A 22,580-nucleotide genomic window follows, 5' to 3' on the forward strand; every position below is an offset into this window, starting at 1 on the left:
TACATGAAAAGATCAGGAACTCCTATTTTTCTATTTCTCTTGTTTTTTAGTTTATATGGTAAAGCCCAAACATTTGAAAGACTTTATCAATATGTAAATCCTTTGATCGGGACCGAAAAAATGGGACATACCTATCCCGGCGCAACCGCTCCATTTGGAGCTGTTCAACTGAGTCCCGAAACAGATACTATTTCTTACGAACTGAACGGAAAATATAATGGTGAAGTCTACAAATATTGTGCAGGCTATCGCTATGAAGATAAAACCATCGTAGGATTTAGTTCTACTCATTTTAGTGGAACCGGACATTCTGATTTGGGAGATTTTTTAATAATGCCAACTGTTGGAAAATTACAATTGAATCCGGGAACAGCAACCAATCCTGAAAAAGGTTACAGAAGCAGATTTTCACATCAGAACGAAACCGCAGAAGCAGGATATTACAAAGTAAAACTGGATGATTCTAATATTTTAGCAGAACTAACAGCAACTACAAGAGTTGGAGTTCATCGCTATACGTTTCCGAAGTCTGATCAAACACATATTATTTTAGATTTGATGGCAGGAATTTACAATTACGATGGGAAAAACGTCTGGACCTATGTTCGTGTAGAAAACGGAAATACCATTACCGGTTATCGACAAACCAACGGTTGGGCGCGAACAAGAACGGTTTATTTCGCTATGAAATTTTCAAAGCCATTTAAATCTTACGGTCAGAAAAACTATGACGGGAAACAGGTTTACAACGGTTTTTGGAGAAAATTTGACCAGACAAAAAACTTTCCTGAGATCGCAGGAAAAAATTTGAAAATGTATTTTGACTTTGATACCAATGAGAATGAAGCTATTGAAGTTAAATTAGCCATTTCACCCGTAAGTCAAACCAATGCTCTCGAAAATTTAAACAAAGAAACCGGAAATTTATCTTTTGATCAAATAAAAGCACAAACCCAGGAAAATTGGAATAAAGAATTAAATAAAATCGTCATTAAAGGTTCTGAAACAGAAAAAACGAATTTCTATACCGCAATGTATCATACGTTTATCAATCCTACAACCTATAATGACATAAATGGAGAATACAAAGGGTTGGATCAAAATATTCATAAAGCAGAAGGTTTTACAAATTACACCACTTTCTCCCTTTGGGATACGTATCGTGCACTGCATCCTTTCTTTAATATTATTCAACCCAAAAGAAACAGCGATATGGTGAAATCGATGATGGCTCATTATGATCAATTTTCTATGAAAATGTTGCCAATCTGGTCGCATTATGCCAATGATAACTGGTGCATGAGCGGTTATCACAGTGTAAGCGTGGTTGCAGATGCCATTATTAAAGGAAATTATGACGGTGATGCAAAAGAAGCACTGAAAGCTTGTATTGCAACTGCCAACAAAAGAGACTACGAAGGAATCGGGCAATATATTGATTTAGGATATATTCCTGCGGAAAAAAGCGGAACTTCGGTTTCCAATACCCTGGAATATGCATATGATGATTGGGCAATCGCTCAACTCGCTAAACATTTGGGCGAAACTGAAATATATAATCAATTCATTAAACGTTCTGAAAACTGGAAAAACAATTTTGATAAAACAACAGGATTTATGCGTCCTCGTTTGTCAGATGGAAGTTTTAAGAAAGATTTTAATGCTTTAAGTACACACGGACAAGGTTTCATAGAAGGAAATTCATGGAATTACACTTTCTTCGTTCCTCAAAATCCGGATGAATTAATTCAGTTGATGGGTGGAAAGAAAAAATTTGCTTCAAAACTGGATGAATTGTTCACAATGCATTTACCGGACGAGTTTTTTGCAGATACGGAAGATATTACAAGAGAGGGAATCATCGGTGGCTATGTTCACGGAAATGAACCGGCACATCACGTAGCATATCTTTACAATTGGGCAGGACAACCGTGGAAAACTCAGGCACAGATCCGAAGAATTTTAGAAATGCAATACAAAGCAACTCCCGATGGATTGGGTGGTAATGATGATGCAGGACAAATGAGTGCTTGGTATATTTTGAGTTCGCTTGGTTTTTATCCTGTTGCTCCCGGTTCTGAAGATTATGTTATCGGAAGTCCGAATGTTGACCATGCAATTTTGAATTTAGAAAACGGAAAAACTTTTGAAATAGAAGCCATTAATCAGAGTCCGAAAAATGTATATATTCAAAAAATTCTTTTGAATGGAAAGAAAATTAAAAACTTCACCTTGAAGCATTCTGATATTATGAATGGTGGGAAATTAAGTTTTTATATGAGTCCTACACCAAAAAAATGAAACCTTTTGTTGTCATTCCGTAGGAATCTAAGCAAAATAATTAGGATTGCCTAGATTCCTACGGAATGAGAATATTATGTATCAATCTCCCTTAGAATTTGATAAATAATTCTGTTTTTAGATTTATTATTAACTTTTCTGAATCTTCATTTATAATTTTATCTCTCGCAGATTTGGTTGATTACGCAGATGATCTTCTCTGACAACAATTAAGAGAAAAATACACAATCCGTAATTTGCATACGACAACCATGGTTTTGCATACATCCGGTTTTTAATTTCTGCTGAATTTTGTATCAATAAAATTTAACGATATGAAATTAAATCAGGTAAAATTAGGAAATCAAGGTTTAATAGTTCCTAATATTGGTTTGGGATGTATGGGAATGACTGGCTTTGGCGATTTGGATATGTACGGTAAAACTGATGAACAAGAAGCTATTGCAACCATTCATCGTTCTTTGGAATTGGGTGGCAATTTTCTGGACACTGCAGATTTGTATGGTCCTTTCAAAAATGAACAATTGATTGCAAAAGCTATTGAAGGTAGTCGTGATCAATATATTATTGCTACAAAATTCGGCTGGGAAATTGACGACAAAGACCAGATAACCTGGAAAATCAAGGGAACCAAAGACTATGTAAAAAAATCTATCGAACGCTCTTTGAAAAATCTAAAGACAGATTATATTGATCTTTATTATATGCATCGTCTTGATAAAAATACACCTATTGAAGAAACTGTGGGAGCGATGGCTGACCTGGTAAAAGAAGGTAAGATTGGTTATATTGGATTGTCGGAAGTATCTTCTGAAACCGTAAAAAGAGCACATGCTGTTCATCCAATTTCTGCAGTGCAAAGCGAATATTCTTTATTTGAAAGAACAGCTGAAGAGAAAGGAGTCATTAAAACATTGCATGAATTAGGTATTGGCTTTGTAGCATATTCTCCATTGGGAAGAGGTTTTTTATCTGGAAATATCAAGACCATAAATGATCTGCCGGAAAATGATTTCAGAAGAGGAATTCCGCGTTTTCAGGAACACTATTTTCATAAAAACATTGAGTTGGTAGAAGCCATCGAAAATCTTGCCCAAGAAAAAAACATTACCTCATCACAATTGGCATTAGCTTGGATCATCAGCAAAGGAATCTTGCCTATTCCGGGAACAAAACGCAGAAAATATCTGGAACAAAATATTGAAGCTTCAAAGATTAAATTATCTGAAACCGAACTTCAAAAACTGGAAAACATTGTGCCTTTAGGAACAGATACGGGAGCGCCTTATGATGAATTCAGCATGGGACTTTTGGATTATTAATTTGTAACTTTAATTAATATTTTAGGTTATATAAATTGTTGTCATTCTGAATGAAATGAAATGTAGTGAAGAATCTTATTGTGTTAAGATCCTTCCTTCGTCAGAATGACATTACAACTCCATTATCTATACATCACGCCCCGGCTTGAACGGAGCTCTTTTTGCAAAGCAAAAAAGCGGGAGTGGAAGACGGAAATAGGCGCCAAAAAATAAAAAAATCTAACAATAATGAACACCATAAAATCTATTTCAGTATTTCACAAATTACTTTCTCTTCCTGAACCCAAACATCCGATGGTAAGTGTTATCAATCTCTCTGAAAGTATTTTTATCGAAGATGATATCTGGAAAGGTTTTGTAAGCAGATATTATTGTGTGGCTCTAAAACGGAATGCCAAAGGAAAAATAAAATACGGACAGCAGCATTACGATTACGACAAAGGGGTACTAAGCTTTACAGCTCCCAGTCAGGTTCAGTATCTTGATTTGAAGACAATGGATTGTGAGAATACGGGGTATCTTTTAATCTTTCACGAAGATTTTCTGCTGAAACATGCTTTAGCTAAAACGATTTCTTCATACGGATTTTTCTCATACGCAGTGAATGAAGCATTACATTTATCTGAAGATGAAGAAAATGATTTGCTTGAAATCATGTATAAAATTGACAAAGAATGCCAACATATCGACCACCATACCCAGGAAATTATTTTGTCCCAGATTGAATTATTATTGAATTATTCCAAGCGTTTTTATGAAAGACAATTCATCACCAGAAAAAGTGGAAACCATCAACTTTTAACAAAATTTGAAACCTATCTTAATAATTACTTTGATAAGGAATCTTCTGGCAAAAGACTTTTAACGGTTCATCAAATTGCTGAAGCGATGAACCTTTCCCCCAATTATTTAAGTGATCTTTTAAGGGTTCATACCGGACAAAATACCCAACAGCATATTCATGAAAAACTGATTAGTAAAGCAAAAGAAAAGCTTTCTACAACGGAATTATCGGTGAGCGAAATTGCTTATGAACTAGGTTTTGAACATTCACAATCATTCAGTACACTTTTTAAAAAGAAAACACAAATGTCACCTTTGGAATTCAGGCAATCATTTAATTAAATTCATTATCTCACAGAATTATTTTTAGAAAACATCTTCTCTGATATTATTTTTATGCTTCCTTCCCCATTCAGAAAGTGACATAATCACCGTTTTCAAAGTCCGGCTGTAATCCGTCGAAATATACTCTACCACAACAGGAGTCTGTTCAGCATGTACAACTCGTTTTACAAAGCCATTCAGTTCCAGATCTTTCAATTCGTTGGATAAAACCTTTGCTGAAATTCCGGGTATCATTCTCTGTAATTCATTAAAGCGGACATTTCCCAGTTCTTGCAAGACAATAATGATTTTCAGTTTCCACTTTCCTCCAATTACATAAATTGCATCTTCTACAGCCGAAAGATTTTCGCTACAATTGGCTCTACAAGGAGCTTCTTGAGTTTCAACCGAAGCATTGATTGGATTTTCCATAGCATTTATATTTAACAACTAACCAAAAGGTTACTACTAACCTTTTGTTCACTACTAACTTTTCAAAAGCAAATGTACATAATTTTGCTGAAGAAATTTTAATCATCAAAAAAATGAAAAATATACTTCATATTATTTCAAGCTCAAGAACGAGCAGTTCCGCAAGCAGAACATTGGGAAATGCCATCGAGGAAAAATTACAGGAAACTTATCCTGAGCACACAATCACAACATTGGATTTATTGAAAACTCCGTTTCCCCATTTGGGAGAAGAGCAGGTTGATGCCTGGTTTATCCCTGCAGAAAACAGAACTCCGGAACAAAATGAAGCCGTAAAACGTTCTGACGATGCGATTGCACAATTATTTGCATCAGATATTATTGTCATTTCTGTTCCGATTTACAACTTCGGAATCCCGTCTGCTTTGAAAGCCTATATCGACCATATTGCACGTGGCGGAATGACTTTCCAATATTCTGAAAATGGTTTTGAAGGATTGGTAAAAAACAAAAAAGCATACATCGCTGTTGCCAGTGGTTCTGTTTTTTCTGAAGGAGATTATCAATCGTATGATTTTGTAGTTCCTTATCTGAAAAGTGTTCTTGGCTTCATCGGAATTACTGATGTGAGCGTTTTCCGTGCAGAAGGGTTGGGACTTCCTCATCTTCAGGAAACGGCCTTAGCAAAAGGAATTGAAAGTATCGTAATTGCTTAAACCCATTAATTGTTAGAATAAAAAAGGCTTTCCAAAATTTGAAAAGCCTTTTTTATTTATTATTCCACTTCAAAAAGCAAACGCTCTCCGAATTTTTCTTCATTGATTTTCCCGTTTTCGTAAACCAGATTTCCGTTAACAAAAGTATGGGTAACTTTAGAATGGAGGTTCATCCCTTCCAATGGACTCCAACCACATTTATAAAGGATATTGTCTTTTTCTACCGTCCAGTTTTCATTTAAATCCACCAATACCAAATCCGCTTTATATCCTTCTCTGATGAAACCTCTCTTTTCAATTCTGAATAAAATCGCAGGATTATGAGCCATTTTTTCTACGATTCTTTCCAAAGAGATTTTCCCATTTTTATAATTTTCAAGCATTACCACCAAAGAATGCTGAACCAACGGTGCTCCGGAAGGACATTTTGTATACACATTCTGCTTTTCGTCCCAAGTATGAGGCGCGTGATCCGTTGCGATTACATCAATTCTGTCATCAAGCAATGCTTCCCAAAGTCCGTCTTTATCCTTCTGAGTTTTTACAGCAGGGTTCCACTTGATTAATCCTCCTCTTGTTTCGTAATCTTCATTCGTAAAAGTCAAATGATGCACACACACCTCTGCTGTTATTTTTTTATCTTTTAATGGAATATCATTGCTGAAAAGTTCCATTTCTTTAGCAGTGGAAAGGTGAAAAACATGAAGTCTTGCCCCTGTTTTTTTTGCTAGTTCAACTGCTTTTGAAGAAGATTTATAACAAGCTTCCTCACTTCTGATCAAATGATGGAATTTCACAGGAATATCTTCGCCATATTCATCCAGATATTTTTGAGTATTGGCTCTGATGGTAGCTTCATCCTCACAGTGAACGGCAATCAGCATTTTGGTATTACTGAAGATATTTTCTAACGTTTCAGGATTGTCAACCAACATATTTCCGGTAGAAGAACCTAGAAACAATTTGATTCCAGGAACATTTCTCGGGTTTGTTTTTAAAACTTCCTCCAGATTATCATTCGTTCCTCCCATCATAAAACCATAATTGGCAAAAGATTTTTGAGAAGCAATTTCGTATTTATCAGCCAGTAATTCCTGAGTTACTGCATTCGGTACCGTATTCGGCTGTTCAATAAAACTTGTCGTTCCTCCTGCAATGGCAGCTCTGGATTCGCTTTCAATATCTCCTTTATGGGTTAAACCCGGCTCACGAAAGTGAACCTGATCATCAATCACTCCCGGTAGAAGATATTTTCCCGATGCATCAATAATCTGGTCTGCTTCTTCAGAAATATTGGAATCTATTTTTGAAATCAGATCATTTTCAACGAGAATATCGCTTGTAACAACTTTTCCTTCGTTAACGATTTGAGCGTTTTTTATAAGAATTTTCATTGGAGACTTTATATATAAGATTTAGATTGCACAAATTTAATATTTTCCAAAGTGATTTTTAAACATCAATCAGAAAATTATGAATTCTAATATTTACATTTGCATTTTAAAAACCTAAAATTGTATAAGAAACTATTTGGACAAACCGCTGTATATGGGTTAAGTTCCGTATTGGTAAGAATCTTTCCATTTCTTATTGCGCCAATCGTAACCAAAGCTTTCGGGCCTTCTGCCTCTTCACCTTTCGTGGATTGGTATTCAATTGCCGGAGTTATTACCGTTTTCCTGACTCACGGAATGGAAACTTCTTTTTTCCGTTTTGCACAGGAAGGAGATATTGACAAGAAAACATTGATCTCGACATGTGCTTTAAGTGTTTTAGGAACCGGGGTTATTTATCTTCTTTTAGGATATGTTTTCCGACAGGATCTTGCCAACGCTTTTGAAACTCCTGATCAGGTCAATTATTTGGTCATTTTCCTTTTCATTTTATCCTTTGATGCATTTTCCACCATTCCTTCTGCGGTTTTACGACTGGAAGGAAAGCCTGTTCAGTATATGCTTTCGAAGGTCATCGGATCGTTGGCTTACTACTTTTTGGTAGTATTTTTCATTAAATGGCTTCCAAAATATCCCGATGGAATCTTCGGCTTGAAATATGATCCGGAAATTGGTGTTGGATATGTTTTCATCGCCAATTTGGTACAAAGTATCATTACATTAGCTATAGTAGGAAAAGAATTTGTGAACTTCAGTTTCCGTAAGTTTGATTTTAAACTATGGAAAAGAATTATGAATTATTCCTGGCCGGTAATGATTGCAGGTCTTGCGGGAATTATCAATCAGACACTGGACAGACAGTTTTTAAAATATTTACTTCCGAAAGAAGAAGCCAAACACCAAATCGGAGTGTATGGTGCGGTTTATAAGATCGCAACTTTCATTACCGTATTCAGACAGGCCTATCAGCTGGGAATTGAGCCTTACTTTTTCTCAAGCTTTAAAGACAAAAGCAATCATAAAACCTATGCTGTTTTAATGGATATTTTTGTGATCTGCAACTGTTTAATTTACATTGGCTTGATGGTTAACTTACAATGGATCTCGGAAAAATACCTGAAAAATCCTCTTTATTATGAAGGAATAGAAATCATTCCCTTCGTCATGCTGGGTGCTTTATTTCTGGGAATCTATCTCAATCTTTCTATCTGGTATAAATTATCTGATCAGACCAGAGTAGGTTTATACATTTCATTAATTGGAGCTGCCATTACCATTTTTATCAATTTTACATTTATTCCAACGTACGGATATTGGGCAAGTGCTTTTGCGGCATTAATTACTTACTCCAGCATGATGATTATTTCTTACATTTGGGGAAAAATACAATATCCTATACATTATAACATAAAGAAAATTTCGATTTACCTTATCTTATCAATTGCGATCTCTATGGTCTCTTTTTACTACTTTAGAGACAATTATTTAATAGGAAACGGCTTGTTTCTTTTATTCATAGCATTCCTTGTTTATAATGAAAGAACAATGATTAATAAGATACTCAGAAGAGCATAAAATAATAAACAAAACAAACATTCATATATGAAAATTATTGTTCCAATGGCTGGACGTGGTTCCAGATTGCGTCCACATACATTAACAGTTCCAAAACCTCTTATTCCTATCGCAGGAAAACCGATTGTACAAAGATTGGTAGAAGATATTGCTAAAGTAGCAGGAGAAAAAATCGAAGAAGTAGCTTTTATCATTGGAGATTTTGGTCCGGAGATTGAAAAATCTTTATTACAAATTGCAGAAAAACTAGGAGCAAAAGGAAGTATATATCATCAGCTTGATCCGTTGGGAACAGCACACTCTTTAAAATGCGCCGAAGCATCTATGACAGGAAATGTTGTTGTAGCCTATGCAGATACTCTTTTCCGTGCAGATTTCCAATTAGATAAAAATGCGGATGGCGTGATTTGGGTAAAAAGTGTAGAAGATCCATCAGCTTTTGGAGTTGTAAAATTAGACAACTACGGATTTATTACAGATTTCGTAGAAAAACCGACAACTTTCGTTTCAGACTTGGCCATTATTGGTATTTATTATTTCAACAGTGCTGAGAAACTGATGAATGAAATCAATTATATCATGGATAATGATATTAAAAATGGTGGAGAATATCAATTAACAACAGCATTAGAAAACCTAAGAGCAAAAGGGGCAAAGTTTACCTTAGGAAAAGTAAACGACTGGATGGATTGCGGAAATAAAAATGCGACTGTAGAGACCAACAGCAAAATTTTAGAATATGAAAGAGAAGAAATGTCTCATTTTCCTGCGTCTGCACAAATAGAAAATTCGTTAATTATTCAACCTTGTTTTATCGGGGAAAATGTAAAAATTTCAAATTCTAAAGTAGGTCCCGGAGTTTCTTTAGGAAATAATACAATAATAGTTAATTCCAACATCGAAAACTCATTGATTCAGGAGAACACCAGAATTAATCATGGTAATCTTTCCAATTCGATGATCGGAAATTCGGCTCAGTATTTCGGGGTTGCAAGAGAAATTTCTTTAGGAGATTATTCTGTACTGGATTTTTTATCTAAATAACCCACCCTATTTTATTAGAATAACAGGCCACACAAAAGATTTTGTGTGGTTTGGCGTTAATATTGCAAAGCATTTATTTAAATTTGAATATGAACAAATGGATCCCCTCAATACTTATTCTTCTCGTTTTATTTTCTTGTAAAACCAGGAAAACCGTAGAACAAAATGCAGAAGGAAAAGATAGTATTCAAGTACAAAAACCTGATGATAATAAACCAATCGATGTTGGTGAAAATGTACATGATCCTGTAACTTTTTACGAAAAAGTATACATTCATCCTCAATTTGAATATCTTAAAATTAGCAGTAAAATTACCGCCGATAATATTCGGGTAAGTCCTTTGGATGCTACAATTTATATAGAAACAGATAAAAAGATATATTCTTCTATTAACTTCTTGTTCATCAATGCCGCTCGTGCGCTCATTACTCCTGAAGGAATAAAAGCAATGGATAAGTATAACAAGAATTATATAGATTCTGATTTCGAGTATCTTAATAATTTATTGAATGTCAATTTCATAGATTATAAAAACCTGGAAAAACTTTTGGTAGGAAGAACTTTTTTTACGATCAAAGGTAGTAATGCCCGCATCACCCAAAATATGCAAGGGTATCAATTGGCTTCAATTTCCAACATAAAAATAGCAACCGGGGAAACAACCAGAGAATATAAAATAGTTCTTCAATATTCCCCGGAATATGACCTTATACAGGTGAACCTTCAAGATGTAAATTCCGATGATTCTTTAGAGATTTTGTATGACGGATGGGAAACTTATCAAAATGAAATTCGTCTTCCAAAAAATGTTAAAATAATTATAAAAGGAGCCAAAAACAGTCAAATTTTACTGGAAAATACGAAATTTGACTTTTCGAGGATGGATACACGCTATTCTGTACCACCTAATTATAAGAAAATTGAATTAAATGATTAAGAAATTTAGCTTTTTAATAGGTATTTTGTTGTTTGGATTGCACTACGGACAAGGGCAAAAGAAAGAACAGCTACAGAAGCAGAACGCCGACCTTAAAAAACAAATTGCACAGATAAATACAGATTTAGCAAAAACAAGAAGTGAATCAAAGCTTTCTATTGCTTATCTTACCAATGTTAATAAAAAATTAGTCTTAAGAGAAAAAGTATATAACAATACTCAAAAAGAGAAAAGATTTATTGAAGATGAAATCTACCTACGCCAGTTGGAGATTAACCGTCAAAACAGAGAACTTGCCATTTTAAGGAAAAACTATGCGGAAGTTTTAGTAAATGCTTATAAAAACAAAGGGGTCCAGAACAAAGTAACTTTTATACTTTCTTCAAAAAATTTGGGTGAAGCTCTTAGAAGGGTACAATATTTAAAACAATATTCAGACTATCAAGATAAAAAAGCTGCCGAAATAACTACAGCAGCAACACAAATCCAAAAATCAATCGCACAGAAAAAGAAATCTGCGACTGAAAAAGAAAACCTCTTGACTACACAGAAAAAAGATTTGGCTACTATCAATGTAGAACGTATACAAAAGGAACAATTGGTAGCCGAATTCAAAAAGAACGAAGCGAAAATCACTGCCGAACTTAAACAAAAACAAACTCAATCTAAAGCTTTAGAAGGGCAAATCAGAGCGATTATTGCAGAAGAAATAAGAATTGCAAAAGCAGAAGAGGAGGCTAGAAAAAAAGCAGAAGCAGAAAAAATTCGTTTGGCAAAAATAGCTGCTGAAAGAGAGAAAGCAAGAATAGAAGCAGAAGCAAAAGCGAAAGCAGAAACTTTGGAAAGAGAAAGAAAATTGGCGGAAGCAGAAGCAAAAAAAGCATCAGAATTAGCAGCCAAACGTGCTGAAGAAGAAAGAAAGCGTACTGAAGAAGCTGCAAAATCAGAAGCAAATTCCAGAGATGAAGCCAGAAAAATTGCTGCAAAAAAAGCATCTGATGAAGCAGCCTTAAAAGCAAAAGAGGCTACTGATAAATTAAATGCAGCAAGAGCAGCGGAAGATGCATTAGCTAAGAAAAAAGAAGCTGATAAAAAAGCTGCAGAATCTAAAGCAATGACCAACTTTGGAGTTTCTACAGCTTCAGGAAATAATTTCGCGGCGAATAAAGGAAAATTAGGAATGCCTATTTCAGGAACCATTACTCACCGATTCGGAAGACAGCCACACCCGGTATTTAAAAATATCATGGAAGAAAATAATGGTATTAAAATATCTGTATCAAAAGGAGCTGTTGCAAGATGTGTATTTCCGGGAACGGTTTCTTCCATACTTCCTGCTTCAGACGGAACGAAAACAGTAATTATAAAGCACGGTGATTATTTTACCCTTTATTCTAATCTGAGCAGTAACTCTGTATCTAAAAATCAACAAGTTTCTGCAGGTACTCCGGTGGGTACAGTAGCTCAGGATTTTGACGGAACATATACTCTTGATTTCCAGGTATGGAATGGCAGTACACCGGTTGATCCATTAGGTTGGGTTTCTTATTAAAAAAGTTTAACTTTGCAAAAATTTTAGAGATGAACACACTAACAATATTAGCCTTATCTTGGCAACATATCTTAATCGTAGCAATATTGCTTGTATTGCTTTTCGGAGGTAAAAAAATTCCTGAATTAATGAGAGGAGTTGGTTCTGGTATTAAAGAATTTAAAGATGCTGTAAAAGAAGAAGATAAACCGGGTTCAGAAAACAAAAACCCTTCTTCAAACGATAACAATACAACGTCTAGCAACTAAATTCTAACTCATTTTAAATGAATTTCACGGAAATTGCATGGAACATCTTCAATCAGTCTATTGAAGATTACCACGTACTTGATAATGTTAATACTCTAATTAACAATCCATACGAAAAAGACAGTTTGGAACGAATTTTGTATGCAAAAAACTGGATTGATACCGTTCAATGGCATTTGGAAGATATAATTAGAGATGAAAATATTGATCCGGCTGAAGCTCTTCTTCTGAAGAGAACTATTGATCAATCAAATCAGAAAAGAACTGATTTAGTTGAATTTATAGACGGCTGGTTTCTAAAAAAATATGAAAGTATAACTCCCGGATCTAATGCAAAAATAAACACGGAAACTCCCGCTTGGGCAGTAGACAGATTATCAATACTTGCATTAAAGATTTATCACATGTCGTTAGAAGCCAACAGAGAATCTGCGTCTGAGGAACATCGTTTAAATTGTCAAGAAAAATTAAACGTTCTCCTTATACAAAAAGATGATTTATCAACTTCTATCAATCAGTTGCTTACTGATATTGAGAACGGTAACGTTAAGATGAAAGTGTACAAACAAATGAAAATGTACAACGATGAAAGTCTTAACCCAATCCTTTATCAAAAGGGGCAACAAAAATGAAAAAATTACTTTTTTTTGGAATATTAATCACAACGATTTCGTCTTGTGCAACGGAAAAGCTTAATCTTTCTCCGTTAACCAGCAATTTCTATAGTGAATCTAAAGGATCTGATAATCGCTCAGAATCCGGAAAGTCATTTGAGATCGATATCAAGAAAAATGTAAATGCCTCAGAAATATCTAATTTAATTTCAACCTTTCCTACATTCAAGAGTAACAGTATAAATGAGGAAGTAACAAGCTTAAAATACAGCCTTCAAAATTATTTATACGCTATCGAATCTAAAAATACAGCTGGAAAAAACAGAGCCGTTAAAAGCTTTGAAAAGTCATATAAAAAAATTCAGAAACTAAGATCTAATCTGGGTAAAGATGATGATGAAGTTCTGAACAGATATTTGGTAAGACTTAAAACTAATATCTCTGTAATAGAAGACTCTTTAAAAGGAAATTAAAATGAGAAGTATTCATGATTAAAATTCAGGCGGAAGCCAACGTTCCTACCGAGCACGGCAATTTCCGAATGATTGCATTCTCTGAAAACGAAAATGACTGGATGCCACATATGGCTATTTTAGCTGAAAATACAGATTTTTCAAAACCAGTGAATGTACGTTTCCATTCAGAATGTATTACCGGAGAAGTCTTCCATTCTAAAAAATGCGAATGTGGGCAGCAATTAGACGCTGCCATGAAATATATTCACGAAAATGGAGGAATCATCATTTACCTTAGACAAGAGGGAAGAAACATTGGCATTATCAATAAACTAAAAGCATATTCTCTTCAGGAAAAAGGATTTGATACTGTAGAAGCTAACCTAAAATTAGGTCTTCCTGCAGATGACAGAAATTTTGGGGTTGCCATAGAAATATTAAACCTTTTGAATGTAAAAGATATTAATCTTCTTACCAACAATCCTGAAAAGGTAAAATATGTTACGGAAAGTAATATACACCTCAACTCAAGAATCCCTTTACAAATTCCAGCCAATGAAGTAAGTAAAGGATACTTAAAAACAAAGAAAGATTATTTTGGTCATCTGCTTGATGATAATGATAATTAACTCATAAATCAAAAGCTCCGGAATTACTTCCGGAGCTTTCTTTTTTAATTATTTATAAAAAACTGAAAAGATATTTCTTTAGAAAAATGATTAATTAACTTTAGTTGTTATCACTTTAGAGTCATCAAGATTATAATATTTTACCACTGCATTATAATCACTATAATCTACTGGAGCTGCAGCACCTTTTGCAGGACTTGCAGGAACCAATACAATTCTGAATTTCTGGCTATTTAAATATTGATTTGCTTCTGCAGCAGTCAACCCTGTTGCCAAATTAAAATTTTCATCATCAATTCTAATTTGTACCGTTTGGCTATCAAAAACAAAGTTATATTGGAATTCTCTATTGACAGGCATTCCCGTAGCATCTGGTAAATACATCATTTTCGGAATCAATTGCCATGCAGCTCCTAAATTTCTATACACTAAAACAACATCTGTACTTTGGATATTAATTCCTTGTGTAAATGCATAATTATTAGCAGCAGTAAAGCTTCCGGTAACATCTCTCATTTGAGAATAGGTATCGTGATCTACAAAATTATCATTGTCATTGTTGTTATCACAACTAAATATAAATAAGCTAACAAAAGCTATGAGTAAAAGTGGAAAAAATTTTTTCATTTTATAAAAGTTTAGTTATTATTTATAAAGCGTATTCAAAACATATACCAAAAAACTCAAAAACATTCTTTAGTGTGATTTTTTTAATCGTATTTTTGTTCTTATTCAAAAGTTATGAACAAATCGGTATTTAATTTACTCTTCATATTTCTGCTAATAAGCTGTGCAACAAATGCACAATATCAACCTAAAAATACATCAAAGGCTGATTTAGATAAAGCTCAACAATGGGTAAATAAAACATATAATAGTCTTTCTCAGGACGAAAAACTGGGACAACTTTTCATCGTTGCCCTTTACACCAATAAAGATGAAAATCATATCAACCAGGTAAGAAGCATTGTTGCAAACGATAAAATCGGAGGATTAATTTTAATGCAGGATGATGCTGCAAAAGAAATAAATCTCGTTAATGAATTTCAGCAAAAATCTAAAGTCCCGTTAATGATCGGAATGGATGCAGAATGGGGATTGTATCAGAGAATTGCTGCTGCACACAAATTTCCTTGGGCAATGACCTTAGGAGCTATCCAGGATAAAAATCTTATTTATCAGATGGCTGCAAAAATTGCAGAAGATTGTAAAAGAATGGGGATCAATTGGGATTTTGCTCCGGTTGTGGATGTTAATACCAATCCGAACAATCCTATTATTGGTAACAGAAGTTTTGGTTCTGAGGTTCAGAATGTAATTAATTCTGCTCTATCCTACTCGAACGGACTACAGGATAACAATATTCTTGCTGCTATTAAACATTTTCCAGGACATGGTGATACCAATACAGACTCCCACCTAGACCTTCCGGTTGTTTCTCATAATTTAGAAAGACTTAATACCATTGAACTTGCCCCTTTCAAAGCTTTAATGAATAAAGGAATTGGCGGTGTAATGGTTGCTCATTTATATGTTCCAAGCTTAGAATCCGGAAAAGGAATCCCTGCTTCGGTGTCAAAAAACATTATCACAGGATTACTGAAAGAAAAGCTGGGGTATAAAGGCTTAATCATCACCGATGCTTTAAATATGGGAGCTGTAGCGAATAAATACAATCCCGGTGAACTGGATGCCATGGCTTTTAAAGCAGGAAACGACATTATGCTTTTCTCTCAGGGGGTTGCAGAAGGGAAAAAATTGATTCAGAAAGCGATTGATAACGGAGAAATTCCACAAGCAAGAGTTGAAGAAAGTGTAAAGAAAATTCTTTTAACTAAATATTTCTTAGGGCTAGATAAATACACTCCGAAAAATCCTGAAAACGTTAATCAGGATCTTAACAATGATTCTCACAAAATTTTGGTTCAGAATTTATATTCGAATGCCCTTACTTTATTAAAAGATGATAAAAAACTGCTTCCATTAAACGGAAAACAAATTTATTATGTTCCTTTGGAAGAAGCTCCTTACCAAACTTTTGTTAATACATTGGGATCAAATATTATCATTAAAAAATCAAATGAAATTAATACTATCCCAGCCAATTCCACAGTGATAGTAGGATTCCATAAAGACAATTCTACAGCTTACAAACCTTATAAAATTTCAGCAGAATCGAAACAGGTGTTGGAGGATTTAGCAAAAAAACAAAATGTAATTCTTAATGTTTTCGGAAGCGCTTATGCATTAAAAGACATTGATATTTCAAAAGTATCAACCGTTTTGGTGTCTTATGAAAATAATGACGACTCTATGACCGCAACGGCAAATGCACTCAACGGAAAAACCAACATTTCAGGCAGACTTCCGGTTTTGGTAAATGACAAACTGAAAGCGGGAATGGGAATCGACCTGAAAGTAAAATCAATTCATTAGACCATATCAAATAAATTATAAAATATTTACAGATGAAAATAGGCATACTTTGCTATCCAACCTACGGAGGAAGCGGAATTGTAGCAACAGAACTTGGAATGTCACTTGCTAATAAAGGTTATGAAGTACACTTCATCAGTTCGGCGCTGCCTGCAAGATTAGATATTACCAATCCTAATATTTTTTTTCACAGAGTAAACGTTCAGACGTATCCGCTTTTCCAATATCAACCTTATGATATTGCGCTGAGCTCGATGATCTATCGTGTCGTCAATCTATATAAACTCGATCTGCTTCATGCTCATTACGCTATTCCTTATGCATATGCAGCTTTTACGGCTAAACAAATGCTTCGTGAGGATAATAATGATATTCCATTGGTAACAACGCTTCACGGAACCGATATCACATTAGTAGGGCAACATCCAAGCTATAAACACGCTGTAGAGTTTTCCATCAATAAATCTGACGCTATAACGTCTGTTTCTGAAAGTTTAAAAAAAGACACGCTGCAGTTTTTCAATATTAAAAAAGAAATTCAGGTAATTACCAATTTTATCGACAATTCTGAGTTTGATGAATGCAATGAATGCCAGAGAACGCAATTTGCAAATCCTGATGAAAAAATTTTAATCCACGTTTCCAATTTAAGACCGGTAAAACGTGTAGAGGAAGTTTTACAGATATTCAAAAATGTAGAGAAAAAAGTAAAATCTAAATTAATTATCATCGGAGAAGGTCCGGATATGGAGAAAATCAATCAGTTTTTGGAAGAAAATCCGGAATTGATTTCAAAAATCCGTCTTTTAGGAAAAGTGAACGATCTTTACAGAATTCTTCAGCTTTCTGATGTATTTTTACTGCCTTCTGAGCAGGAAAGCTTCGGTTTGGCAGCATTGGAAGCTATGGCGGCCTACACTCCGGTGATCAGTTCCAACGCAGGAGGAATTCCGGAAGTAAATATTCAGGGAGAAACAGGATTTTTAGCTGAAATCGGAAACGTAGAAGCGATGAGTAATTACTGTATCAAATTATTAAGCAATGATGAACTTTTAGCAAAAATGAAATTGAATGCAAAAGAACAAGCGGTAAAATTTGATCTAAAAAACATCCTTCCTATTTACGAAGAGATGTACAAAACGACTATCGAAAATTTCAATCTAACCGCACAAGCATCGGTTTCAGAATAAATTCATTTATTATAAAAATGTAAACTGTTCAGATTACTCTGAGCAGTTTTTTTATTGTAAACTGGGTCAAATATATTTAATTAAAATTCATACATTAGTTGTGACACAAACACAAATTATGAATGAAAAGCTTCTCCAATATCTTTGGAACTTCAAGATTTTCACCAATTTTGACTTTAAAGATACTGATGGAAATTCTATTGAAATCCTACATTCCGGAAAATGGAATACGGATTCCGGCCCCGATTTCCTGATGGCAAAAATTAAAACTAAAAATGTAATTCTCGCCGGCAACATTGAACTGCATATAAAATCTTCAGACTGGATTTTCCATCAGCATTCTGATGATCCTAATTATCAGAATATCATTCTTCACGTGGTTTACCAACACGACCTAGAAATTGAAGAATTTACCGTTAAAAATATTGCAACATTAGAACTTAAAAAACATATCGACGAAAATATTCTCGGGAAATACGAAAAATTACTTCATGAAAATCAGTTTATTTCCTGTGAAAATCTCTTTACTCCTAACAATATTCCTTTTTACTTTCATGAAGAAAATATTCTAAAAAAACTGCAGGAAAAATCGATCTCTATTGAAGAAGACCTTACAAGATCAAAAAATAATTTTGAAGCTGTACTTTTTCATCATCTTGCCTATTCTTTCGGATTGAAAGTCAATGCTTTCATTTTTAAACAAATTGCTGAAAGTATAGATTTTTCCGTTATTAATAAAATCCGACAAAATAAAACCCAGCTTGAAGCTTTATTTTTCGGAATTTCGGGTTGGCTTGAGAACCCAGTTGATGACCAGATGAAACTGTGGAAAAGGGAATTTGATTTTCTTACGACAAAATTTCACCTTCCTTCTATTCAGCTTCATCCTAGGTTTTTAAGATTAAGACCTCCGAATTTCCCGACGATTCGTCTTTCTCAGCTGGCTGATCTTTATTTTCAGCATCAAAATCTTTTTTCAAAACTTATTCTGGCAAAAACCACTGAAGAATTATATGAAGTTTTCAAAAATGTCAAAGCCTCCGAATATTGGGACGATAAATTCAATTTTGGCAAAGCATCAATCAATAGACCATCCAAAATTTTGAGCAGAGAATTTATCAACCTCATCATTCTTAACACGGTTTTGCCAATAAAATATGTCTATCACAAATACCATAACGAGGAAATTTCTGATGAAATCATCAACTTTTACAAAAATTTACCTCCTGAAAAAAATTCCATTACTGAAAACTGGAAAAAATTGAAACTAAAACCCGATACGGCACTGGAAAGCCAAAGCCTCATTTATCATTACAAAAGCAATTGTGAAACAAAAAATTGCTTAAATTGCGGTATTGGTTTTAAAATTCTAAAAGAGACATACAATGCTGAGTAATATCCGACACAAAATGGAAAGAGAATGGTTTGGTGTTCTTACGAGAACGGGTGCTAAACTGGGAATTCCTGTTTCAAAATTAAGAGTGTTTTTTATTTACTCTACTTTTGCAACCGCAGGCTTTTTCTTTTTGATTTATTTGGGGTTAGCATTTACTCTTTGGATTAAAGATATTTTTATTACCCGAAGACCTAATGTTTTTGATTTATAACCATGGAATTTTTACAAATAACTTCTCCTGAAGATTACAGAGTTCAGGAAATTTACAAGTCTTATTCGACGACCTTTCCGGAAGATGAGAGAAGAGACTGGATTCCTTTTATCAATCTGTTCAGCCATCCGAACGTAAAAGTGATTTCAGTTTTACACGAAGCTCAAAACATTGGTTATCTCATTATCTGGGAACTTAGTCATTTTGTTTTTGTAGAACACTTTGAGGTATTTGCTGAGTTCAGAAGCCAGAAATTAGGTTCTCACATCACAGATTATTTATTTAAAAATTACCCTAGAATTATCTTGGAAATAGAACCTGAACATTTAGGTGACGATGCCAAAAGACGCTATGCGTTTTATCAGAGAAACAACTTCAGATTAGTGGATGAGATGTATGTACAGCCAAGTTATGGCGAAGGAAAAAATGCTCTTAAGCTTTGGCTCCTGGCAAACTATTCCCCCGAAAATGTAAAAGAAATTAAAGAAGAAATCTACGATATTGTTTATCATAAAATATAAAAGTCAGAAGTTGGTCTTCTGACTTTTTTTTAATTTACTTGATATTCTAATTTTATGGTAATACTCGCCTCTTTTTCTTTAGAAGAGGTATTAAAAGTTCCTCCGTAGGAGTAATCTTCATTCGAATTCGGAGCAGTAATCTGTATGACACCCATCGTTGCTTTTTTAAGGTTTCCAAGACTGCTTCCTGAGTTTTCAGCAATTTTTTCAGCACGTTCTTTAGCATCTTTTGTTGCAGAAGCGATCATTTCCTGTTTCACAGTAGAAAGCTTGGTGTAAAAATAAGATGGTGAAGAGGAAGTAAATTCAATTCCACGATTGATAATTTCCGTGATGTTTCTGGAGAGGTTTTCAATTTTTGCGACTTCCTTGCTTTCGATTGAAACTGTTTGAGTTAAATTATATCCTGAAAATTCTCCCTGAACATTATTTCCATTCGAATCTGTATAATTTCTAAACTGTTTTTGAATATCAACTGAAGAAAAAACAATTTCATTTTGTTTCACTCCTTTTGACAGCAAATAATCATTAATCATTTTTCTATCTGCAGCGAGTTCGTCGTAAGCAGCTTTTAAATCAAGATTATTTTTCGAAAAACTTCCGGACCATGTGATTAGATCTGAGGTAAATTGTTTCGTTCCTAAGCCGGTTACTGAAATGGTATTTTCAGATTTATTCCGGTTTTTGATTGCGTTTCCTAAAAGCCCTAAACCGATAATGAAACCCAATGCAGCAACTGCGATAGCAATAATTGTTTTATTCATTTTAATTTGTGATTTGATGTTACTCAATCATCAATTATTATTCCGAAATACAATTATTAAAAACTAATTAATCACTTAACTTATTTGTTTTTTGGTATTGTGCAAAAATAGTCTGCAGTTCAAACGAAATTGCTCCTATTTTAAAGTCTTTTCTATATTTTTTTGACAGTTTACTTACCTTCTCTGCATAAGTAAGAAACTTATCAATTTGCTCTTCATCCATTCCGTATTTCTTCAGAAAGTTTAAATCCACTTCATTCTTAACTCTTTGAAGAAAATTTTGAGTTTCATAGAAATTAGGTTTTGTAATCTTTGGTTTTGTCGCCTTATTTATTAACCCGATTGCGCCTCCAATTACACCTAAAAGATTTACTTGTCCCGCCTTGAAATCATGTCCTCCAAAACTTTTCGGAACTTTATTTTCAGGGACAACTTCAGTCATAGGAGATTTCATATAGCTCTCCATTGATGATTTTAGGGAAGCAACCTTTTTGGAATCATTCAAATGTTTGCTGTCCTTTTTAAGGTCACCAGTCGGTTTATATTCAATTTTAACTTCAGGAATTAATATTTCTAAACGTTTGAGAGAAATATGAGTATTCGTTTTGAAACTTTCTTCAGAAACATGAATCTGTGAACGATAAAATCCTTCTTTTACAAATCTTATTTCATCCCCCAACTGTCCGTCAACAGTAAATTTCCCCAAAGAATCACTGTAAGTACTCATGTTTTTAGAGATATTGATAACCAGAACCTGACCTACAGTTATGCCTTGCTCGTCGGAGATTGATCCTGAGATTTTTTGTTGTGCCAAAATAAATGTTCCGAAACAACAAAATATTAATCCAAAAATAGTTTTCATCATTTATTTTTGGGTTTGAGGAGCTCGGTAAGAAGCAATTCTCACCAATACTGCACGTTGAAATCGCATTAAATCTGCATCACTGCAAAAACCGTATTTTAATATGTTTTTTCGTTCATACCCTCCTGCAAAAACATAATATATAAAATGTTGAATTTGAGGTTTTTCAATTTTTAACTCTATAAAGTACTGCTCACCCAGCACAGAAATCAAATACTTCATGAAATCAATATCATCCCATTTATTCTTTACTTTTCCTATAGAAAATCCCTGTCCTTTAGGCTGAACAAATTCTCCCGGCCTTGCAGCCAAAACTCTGGGATCAGATTTCCGAGACATATAAAGGGCAAGTTCCCCTTTCAACTTTTGAACTTTCTTCTGTTGATTTAGATTTTTAGAATCAATAGCCAGATCACCTGTTATTCCTTTTTTGATCTCCACCTCATCAATTAATGTAGCAGCTTTAATCAAGGTAATTTGCAAAGAAGATTTTATATTATCCTCATTTACTTTTTTACTTTCCCTTTCATAGCCCGCCTTTACAAAACGAAGCTCATCACCTACTCTTCCGGAAATCATGAAATGACCATCATTATTAGAAACTACCCGTTCGTTGGTTCTGATGTTAATTACAGTTGCATCTGTTAACTCTACCCCATCTTCGGTATTTATCTTACCGAAAATATAGTTTTGAGCATTCATATTGATGAAAAATAAGACGAGAAAGGTAAAAAGTAGTTTTATTTTCACGGACAGTTTTTTATAAAGCAAAACTAAAGTTATTTTTAAATTAATCCATAAGTTTAACCACAGTTAACGTGTTTTGTGAATTCTTTTAGAAATTTAGTTTTAAAACTGTTAAATAGCGCTTGA

At 34.1% G+C, this 22,580-nt stretch carries 23 protein-coding genes; 17 read left to right on the plus strand and 6 right to left on the minus strand.

The features are described 5' to 3' along the window. Nucleotides 1-3: 3 nt before the first annotated feature. From LV842_RS14430 to LV842_RS14440, 3 genes are all read left to right on the plus strand, one after another. Complete coding sequence (locus LV842_RS14430) at nt 4-2,301, plus strand: GH92 family glycosyl hydrolase (protein WP_233112146.1); 2,298 nt, start codon at nt 4-6, stop codon at nt 2,299-2,301. Between the two features lie 314 nt (nt 2,302-2,615). Beyond that, nucleotides 2,616-3,623, plus strand: a complete 1,008-nt coding sequence (locus tag LV842_RS14435; protein WP_233112147.1) for an aldo/keto reductase — start codon at nt 2,616-2,618, stop codon at nt 3,621-3,623. A gap of 228 nt (nt 3,624-3,851) precedes the next feature. After that, nucleotides 3,852-4,748: a helix-turn-helix domain-containing protein gene (locus LV842_RS14440; protein ID WP_233112148.1), complete on the plus strand. Its 897-nt coding sequence runs from the start codon at nt 3,852-3,854 to the stop codon at nt 4,746-4,748. Nucleotides 4,749-4,772: 24 nt separating this feature from the next. Here LV842_RS14440 and LV842_RS14445 read toward each other — a convergent pair whose 3' ends face one another. Further along, nucleotides 4,773-5,162: a winged helix-turn-helix transcriptional regulator gene (locus LV842_RS14445; RefSeq protein ID WP_233112149.1), complete on the minus strand. Its 390-nt coding sequence runs from the start codon at nt 5,160-5,162 to the stop codon at nt 4,773-4,775. Between the two features lie 113 nt (nt 5,163-5,275). On the opposite strand from LV842_RS14445, the gene LV842_RS14450 reads away from it, so the two are divergent. Beyond that, the gene (locus LV842_RS14450) at nt 5,276-5,878 is read left to right on the plus strand and encodes an FMN-dependent NADH-azoreductase (RefSeq protein ID WP_233112150.1); all 603 of its coding nucleotides are present in this window, start codon (nt 5,276-5,278) and stop codon (nt 5,876-5,878) included. 59 nt (nt 5,879-5,937) lie between these two features. Here LV842_RS14450 and LV842_RS14455 read toward each other — a convergent pair whose 3' ends face one another. Continuing rightward, on the minus strand, nt 5,938-7,272 hold the full coding sequence (locus tag LV842_RS14455; protein WP_233112151.1) for a dihydroorotase: 1,335 nt from the start codon (nt 7,270-7,272) through the stop codon (nt 5,938-5,940). 120 nt (nt 7,273-7,392) lie between these two features. On the opposite strand from LV842_RS14455, the gene LV842_RS14460 reads away from it, so the two are divergent. From LV842_RS14460 to ribA, 8 genes are all read left to right on the plus strand, one after another. Then, entirely contained in the window at nt 7,393-8,847 is a 1,455-nt protein-coding gene (locus LV842_RS14460) for a lipopolysaccharide biosynthesis protein (RefSeq protein WP_233112152.1), read from the plus strand. A gap of 27 nt (nt 8,848-8,874) precedes the next feature. Further along, nucleotides 8,875-9,891 carry a sugar phosphate nucleotidyltransferase gene (locus LV842_RS14465; RefSeq protein WP_233112153.1) on the plus strand — a complete coding sequence of 339 codons (1,017 nt, stop codon included), beginning with the start codon at nt 8,875-8,877 and terminating at the stop codon, nt 9,889-9,891. An 89-nt stretch (nt 9,892-9,980) separates the two neighbouring features. Further along, nucleotides 9,981-10,829, plus strand: a complete 849-nt coding sequence (locus LV842_RS14470; RefSeq protein ID WP_233112154.1) for a DUF4292 domain-containing protein — start codon at nt 9,981-9,983, stop codon at nt 10,827-10,829. After that, nucleotides 10,822-12,381 (plus strand): murein hydrolase activator EnvC family protein, encoded by a 1,560-nt coding sequence (locus LV842_RS14475; protein WP_233112155.1) that lies wholly within the window; start codon nt 10,822-10,824, stop codon nt 12,379-12,381. Before LV842_RS14470 ends, LV842_RS14475 begins: the two co-directional genes overlap by 8 nt. A 29-nt stretch (nt 12,382-12,410) precedes the next feature. Then, a complete protein-coding gene (locus LV842_RS14480) occupies nt 12,411-12,629 on the plus strand; it encodes a twin-arginine translocase TatA/TatE family subunit (protein ID WP_233112156.1) in 219 nt (72 codons plus the stop codon). Between the two features lie 17 nt (nt 12,630-12,646). Next, nucleotides 12,647-13,261 (plus strand): DUF4254 domain-containing protein, encoded by a 615-nt coding sequence (locus LV842_RS14485; protein ID WP_233112157.1) that lies wholly within the window; start codon nt 12,647-12,649, stop codon nt 13,259-13,261. Then, nucleotides 13,258-13,716 carry a hypothetical protein gene (locus tag LV842_RS14490; protein ID WP_233112158.1) on the plus strand — a complete coding sequence of 153 codons (459 nt, stop codon included), beginning with the start codon at nt 13,258-13,260 and terminating at the stop codon, nt 13,714-13,716. Before LV842_RS14485 ends, LV842_RS14490 begins: the two co-directional genes overlap by 4 nt. Before the next feature lie 14 nt (nt 13,717-13,730). Continuing rightward, the gene (gene ribA / locus LV842_RS14495; RefSeq protein ID WP_233112159.1) at nt 13,731-14,327 is read left to right on the plus strand and encodes a GTP cyclohydrolase II; all 597 of its coding nucleotides are present in this window, start codon (nt 13,731-13,733) and stop codon (nt 14,325-14,327) included. A gap of 90 nt (nt 14,328-14,417) precedes the next feature. Here ribA and LV842_RS14500 read toward each other — a convergent pair whose 3' ends face one another. Further along, nucleotides 14,418-14,954: a hypothetical protein gene (locus LV842_RS14500; RefSeq protein ID WP_233112160.1), complete on the minus strand. Its 537-nt coding sequence runs from the start codon at nt 14,952-14,954 to the stop codon at nt 14,418-14,420. A gap of 114 nt (nt 14,955-15,068) precedes the next feature. Between LV842_RS14500 and LV842_RS14505 the strand changes: the two genes are divergently transcribed. From LV842_RS14505 to LV842_RS14525, 5 genes are all read left to right on the plus strand, one after another. Beyond that, nucleotides 15,069-16,763 carry a glycoside hydrolase family 3 protein gene (locus tag LV842_RS14505; protein WP_233112161.1) on the plus strand — a complete coding sequence of 565 codons (1,695 nt, stop codon included), beginning with the start codon at nt 15,069-15,071 and terminating at the stop codon, nt 16,761-16,763. 32 nt (nt 16,764-16,795) lie between these two features. Further along, on the plus strand, nt 16,796-17,953 hold the full coding sequence (bshA, locus tag LV842_RS14510) for an N-acetyl-alpha-D-glucosaminyl L-malate synthase BshA (RefSeq protein WP_233112162.1): 1,158 nt from the start codon (nt 16,796-16,798) through the stop codon (nt 17,951-17,953). Between the two features lie 118 nt (nt 17,954-18,071). Beyond that, entirely contained in the window at nt 18,072-19,349 is a 1,278-nt protein-coding gene (locus LV842_RS14515) for a DUF2851 family protein (protein WP_233112163.1), read from the plus strand. Beyond that, nucleotides 19,339-19,560, plus strand: a complete 222-nt coding sequence (locus LV842_RS14520) for a PspC family transcriptional regulator (protein ID WP_233112164.1) — start codon at nt 19,339-19,341, stop codon at nt 19,558-19,560. Before LV842_RS14515 ends, LV842_RS14520 begins: the two co-directional genes overlap by 11 nt. 2 nt (nt 19,561-19,562) lie before the next feature. Next, entirely contained in the window at nt 19,563-20,081 is a 519-nt protein-coding gene (locus LV842_RS14525) for a GNAT family N-acetyltransferase (protein ID WP_233112165.1), read from the plus strand. 29 nt (nt 20,082-20,110) lie between these two features. Here LV842_RS14525 and LV842_RS14530 read toward each other — a convergent pair whose 3' ends face one another. From LV842_RS14530 to LV842_RS14540, 3 genes are all read right to left on the minus strand, one after another. After that, nucleotides 20,111-20,845 carry an SIMPL domain-containing protein gene (locus tag LV842_RS14530; RefSeq protein ID WP_233112166.1) on the minus strand — a complete coding sequence of 245 codons (735 nt, stop codon included), beginning with the start codon at nt 20,843-20,845 and terminating at the stop codon, nt 20,111-20,113. 67 nt (nt 20,846-20,912) lie between these two features. Beyond that, a complete protein-coding gene (locus LV842_RS14535; RefSeq protein ID WP_233112167.1) occupies nt 20,913-21,707 on the minus strand; it encodes a hypothetical protein in 795 nt (264 codons plus the stop codon). A gap of 3 nt (nt 21,708-21,710) precedes the next feature. After that, nucleotides 21,711-22,457 (minus strand): hypothetical protein, encoded by a 747-nt coding sequence (locus LV842_RS14540; RefSeq protein ID WP_233112168.1) that lies wholly within the window; start codon nt 22,455-22,457, stop codon nt 21,711-21,713. Nucleotides 22,458-22,580 lie beyond the last annotated feature (123 nt).

The organism is Chryseobacterium gwangjuense, assembly GCF_021311115.1.
Lineage (GTDB): Bacteria > Bacteroidota > Bacteroidia > Flavobacteriales > Weeksellaceae > Chryseobacterium > Chryseobacterium gwangjuense.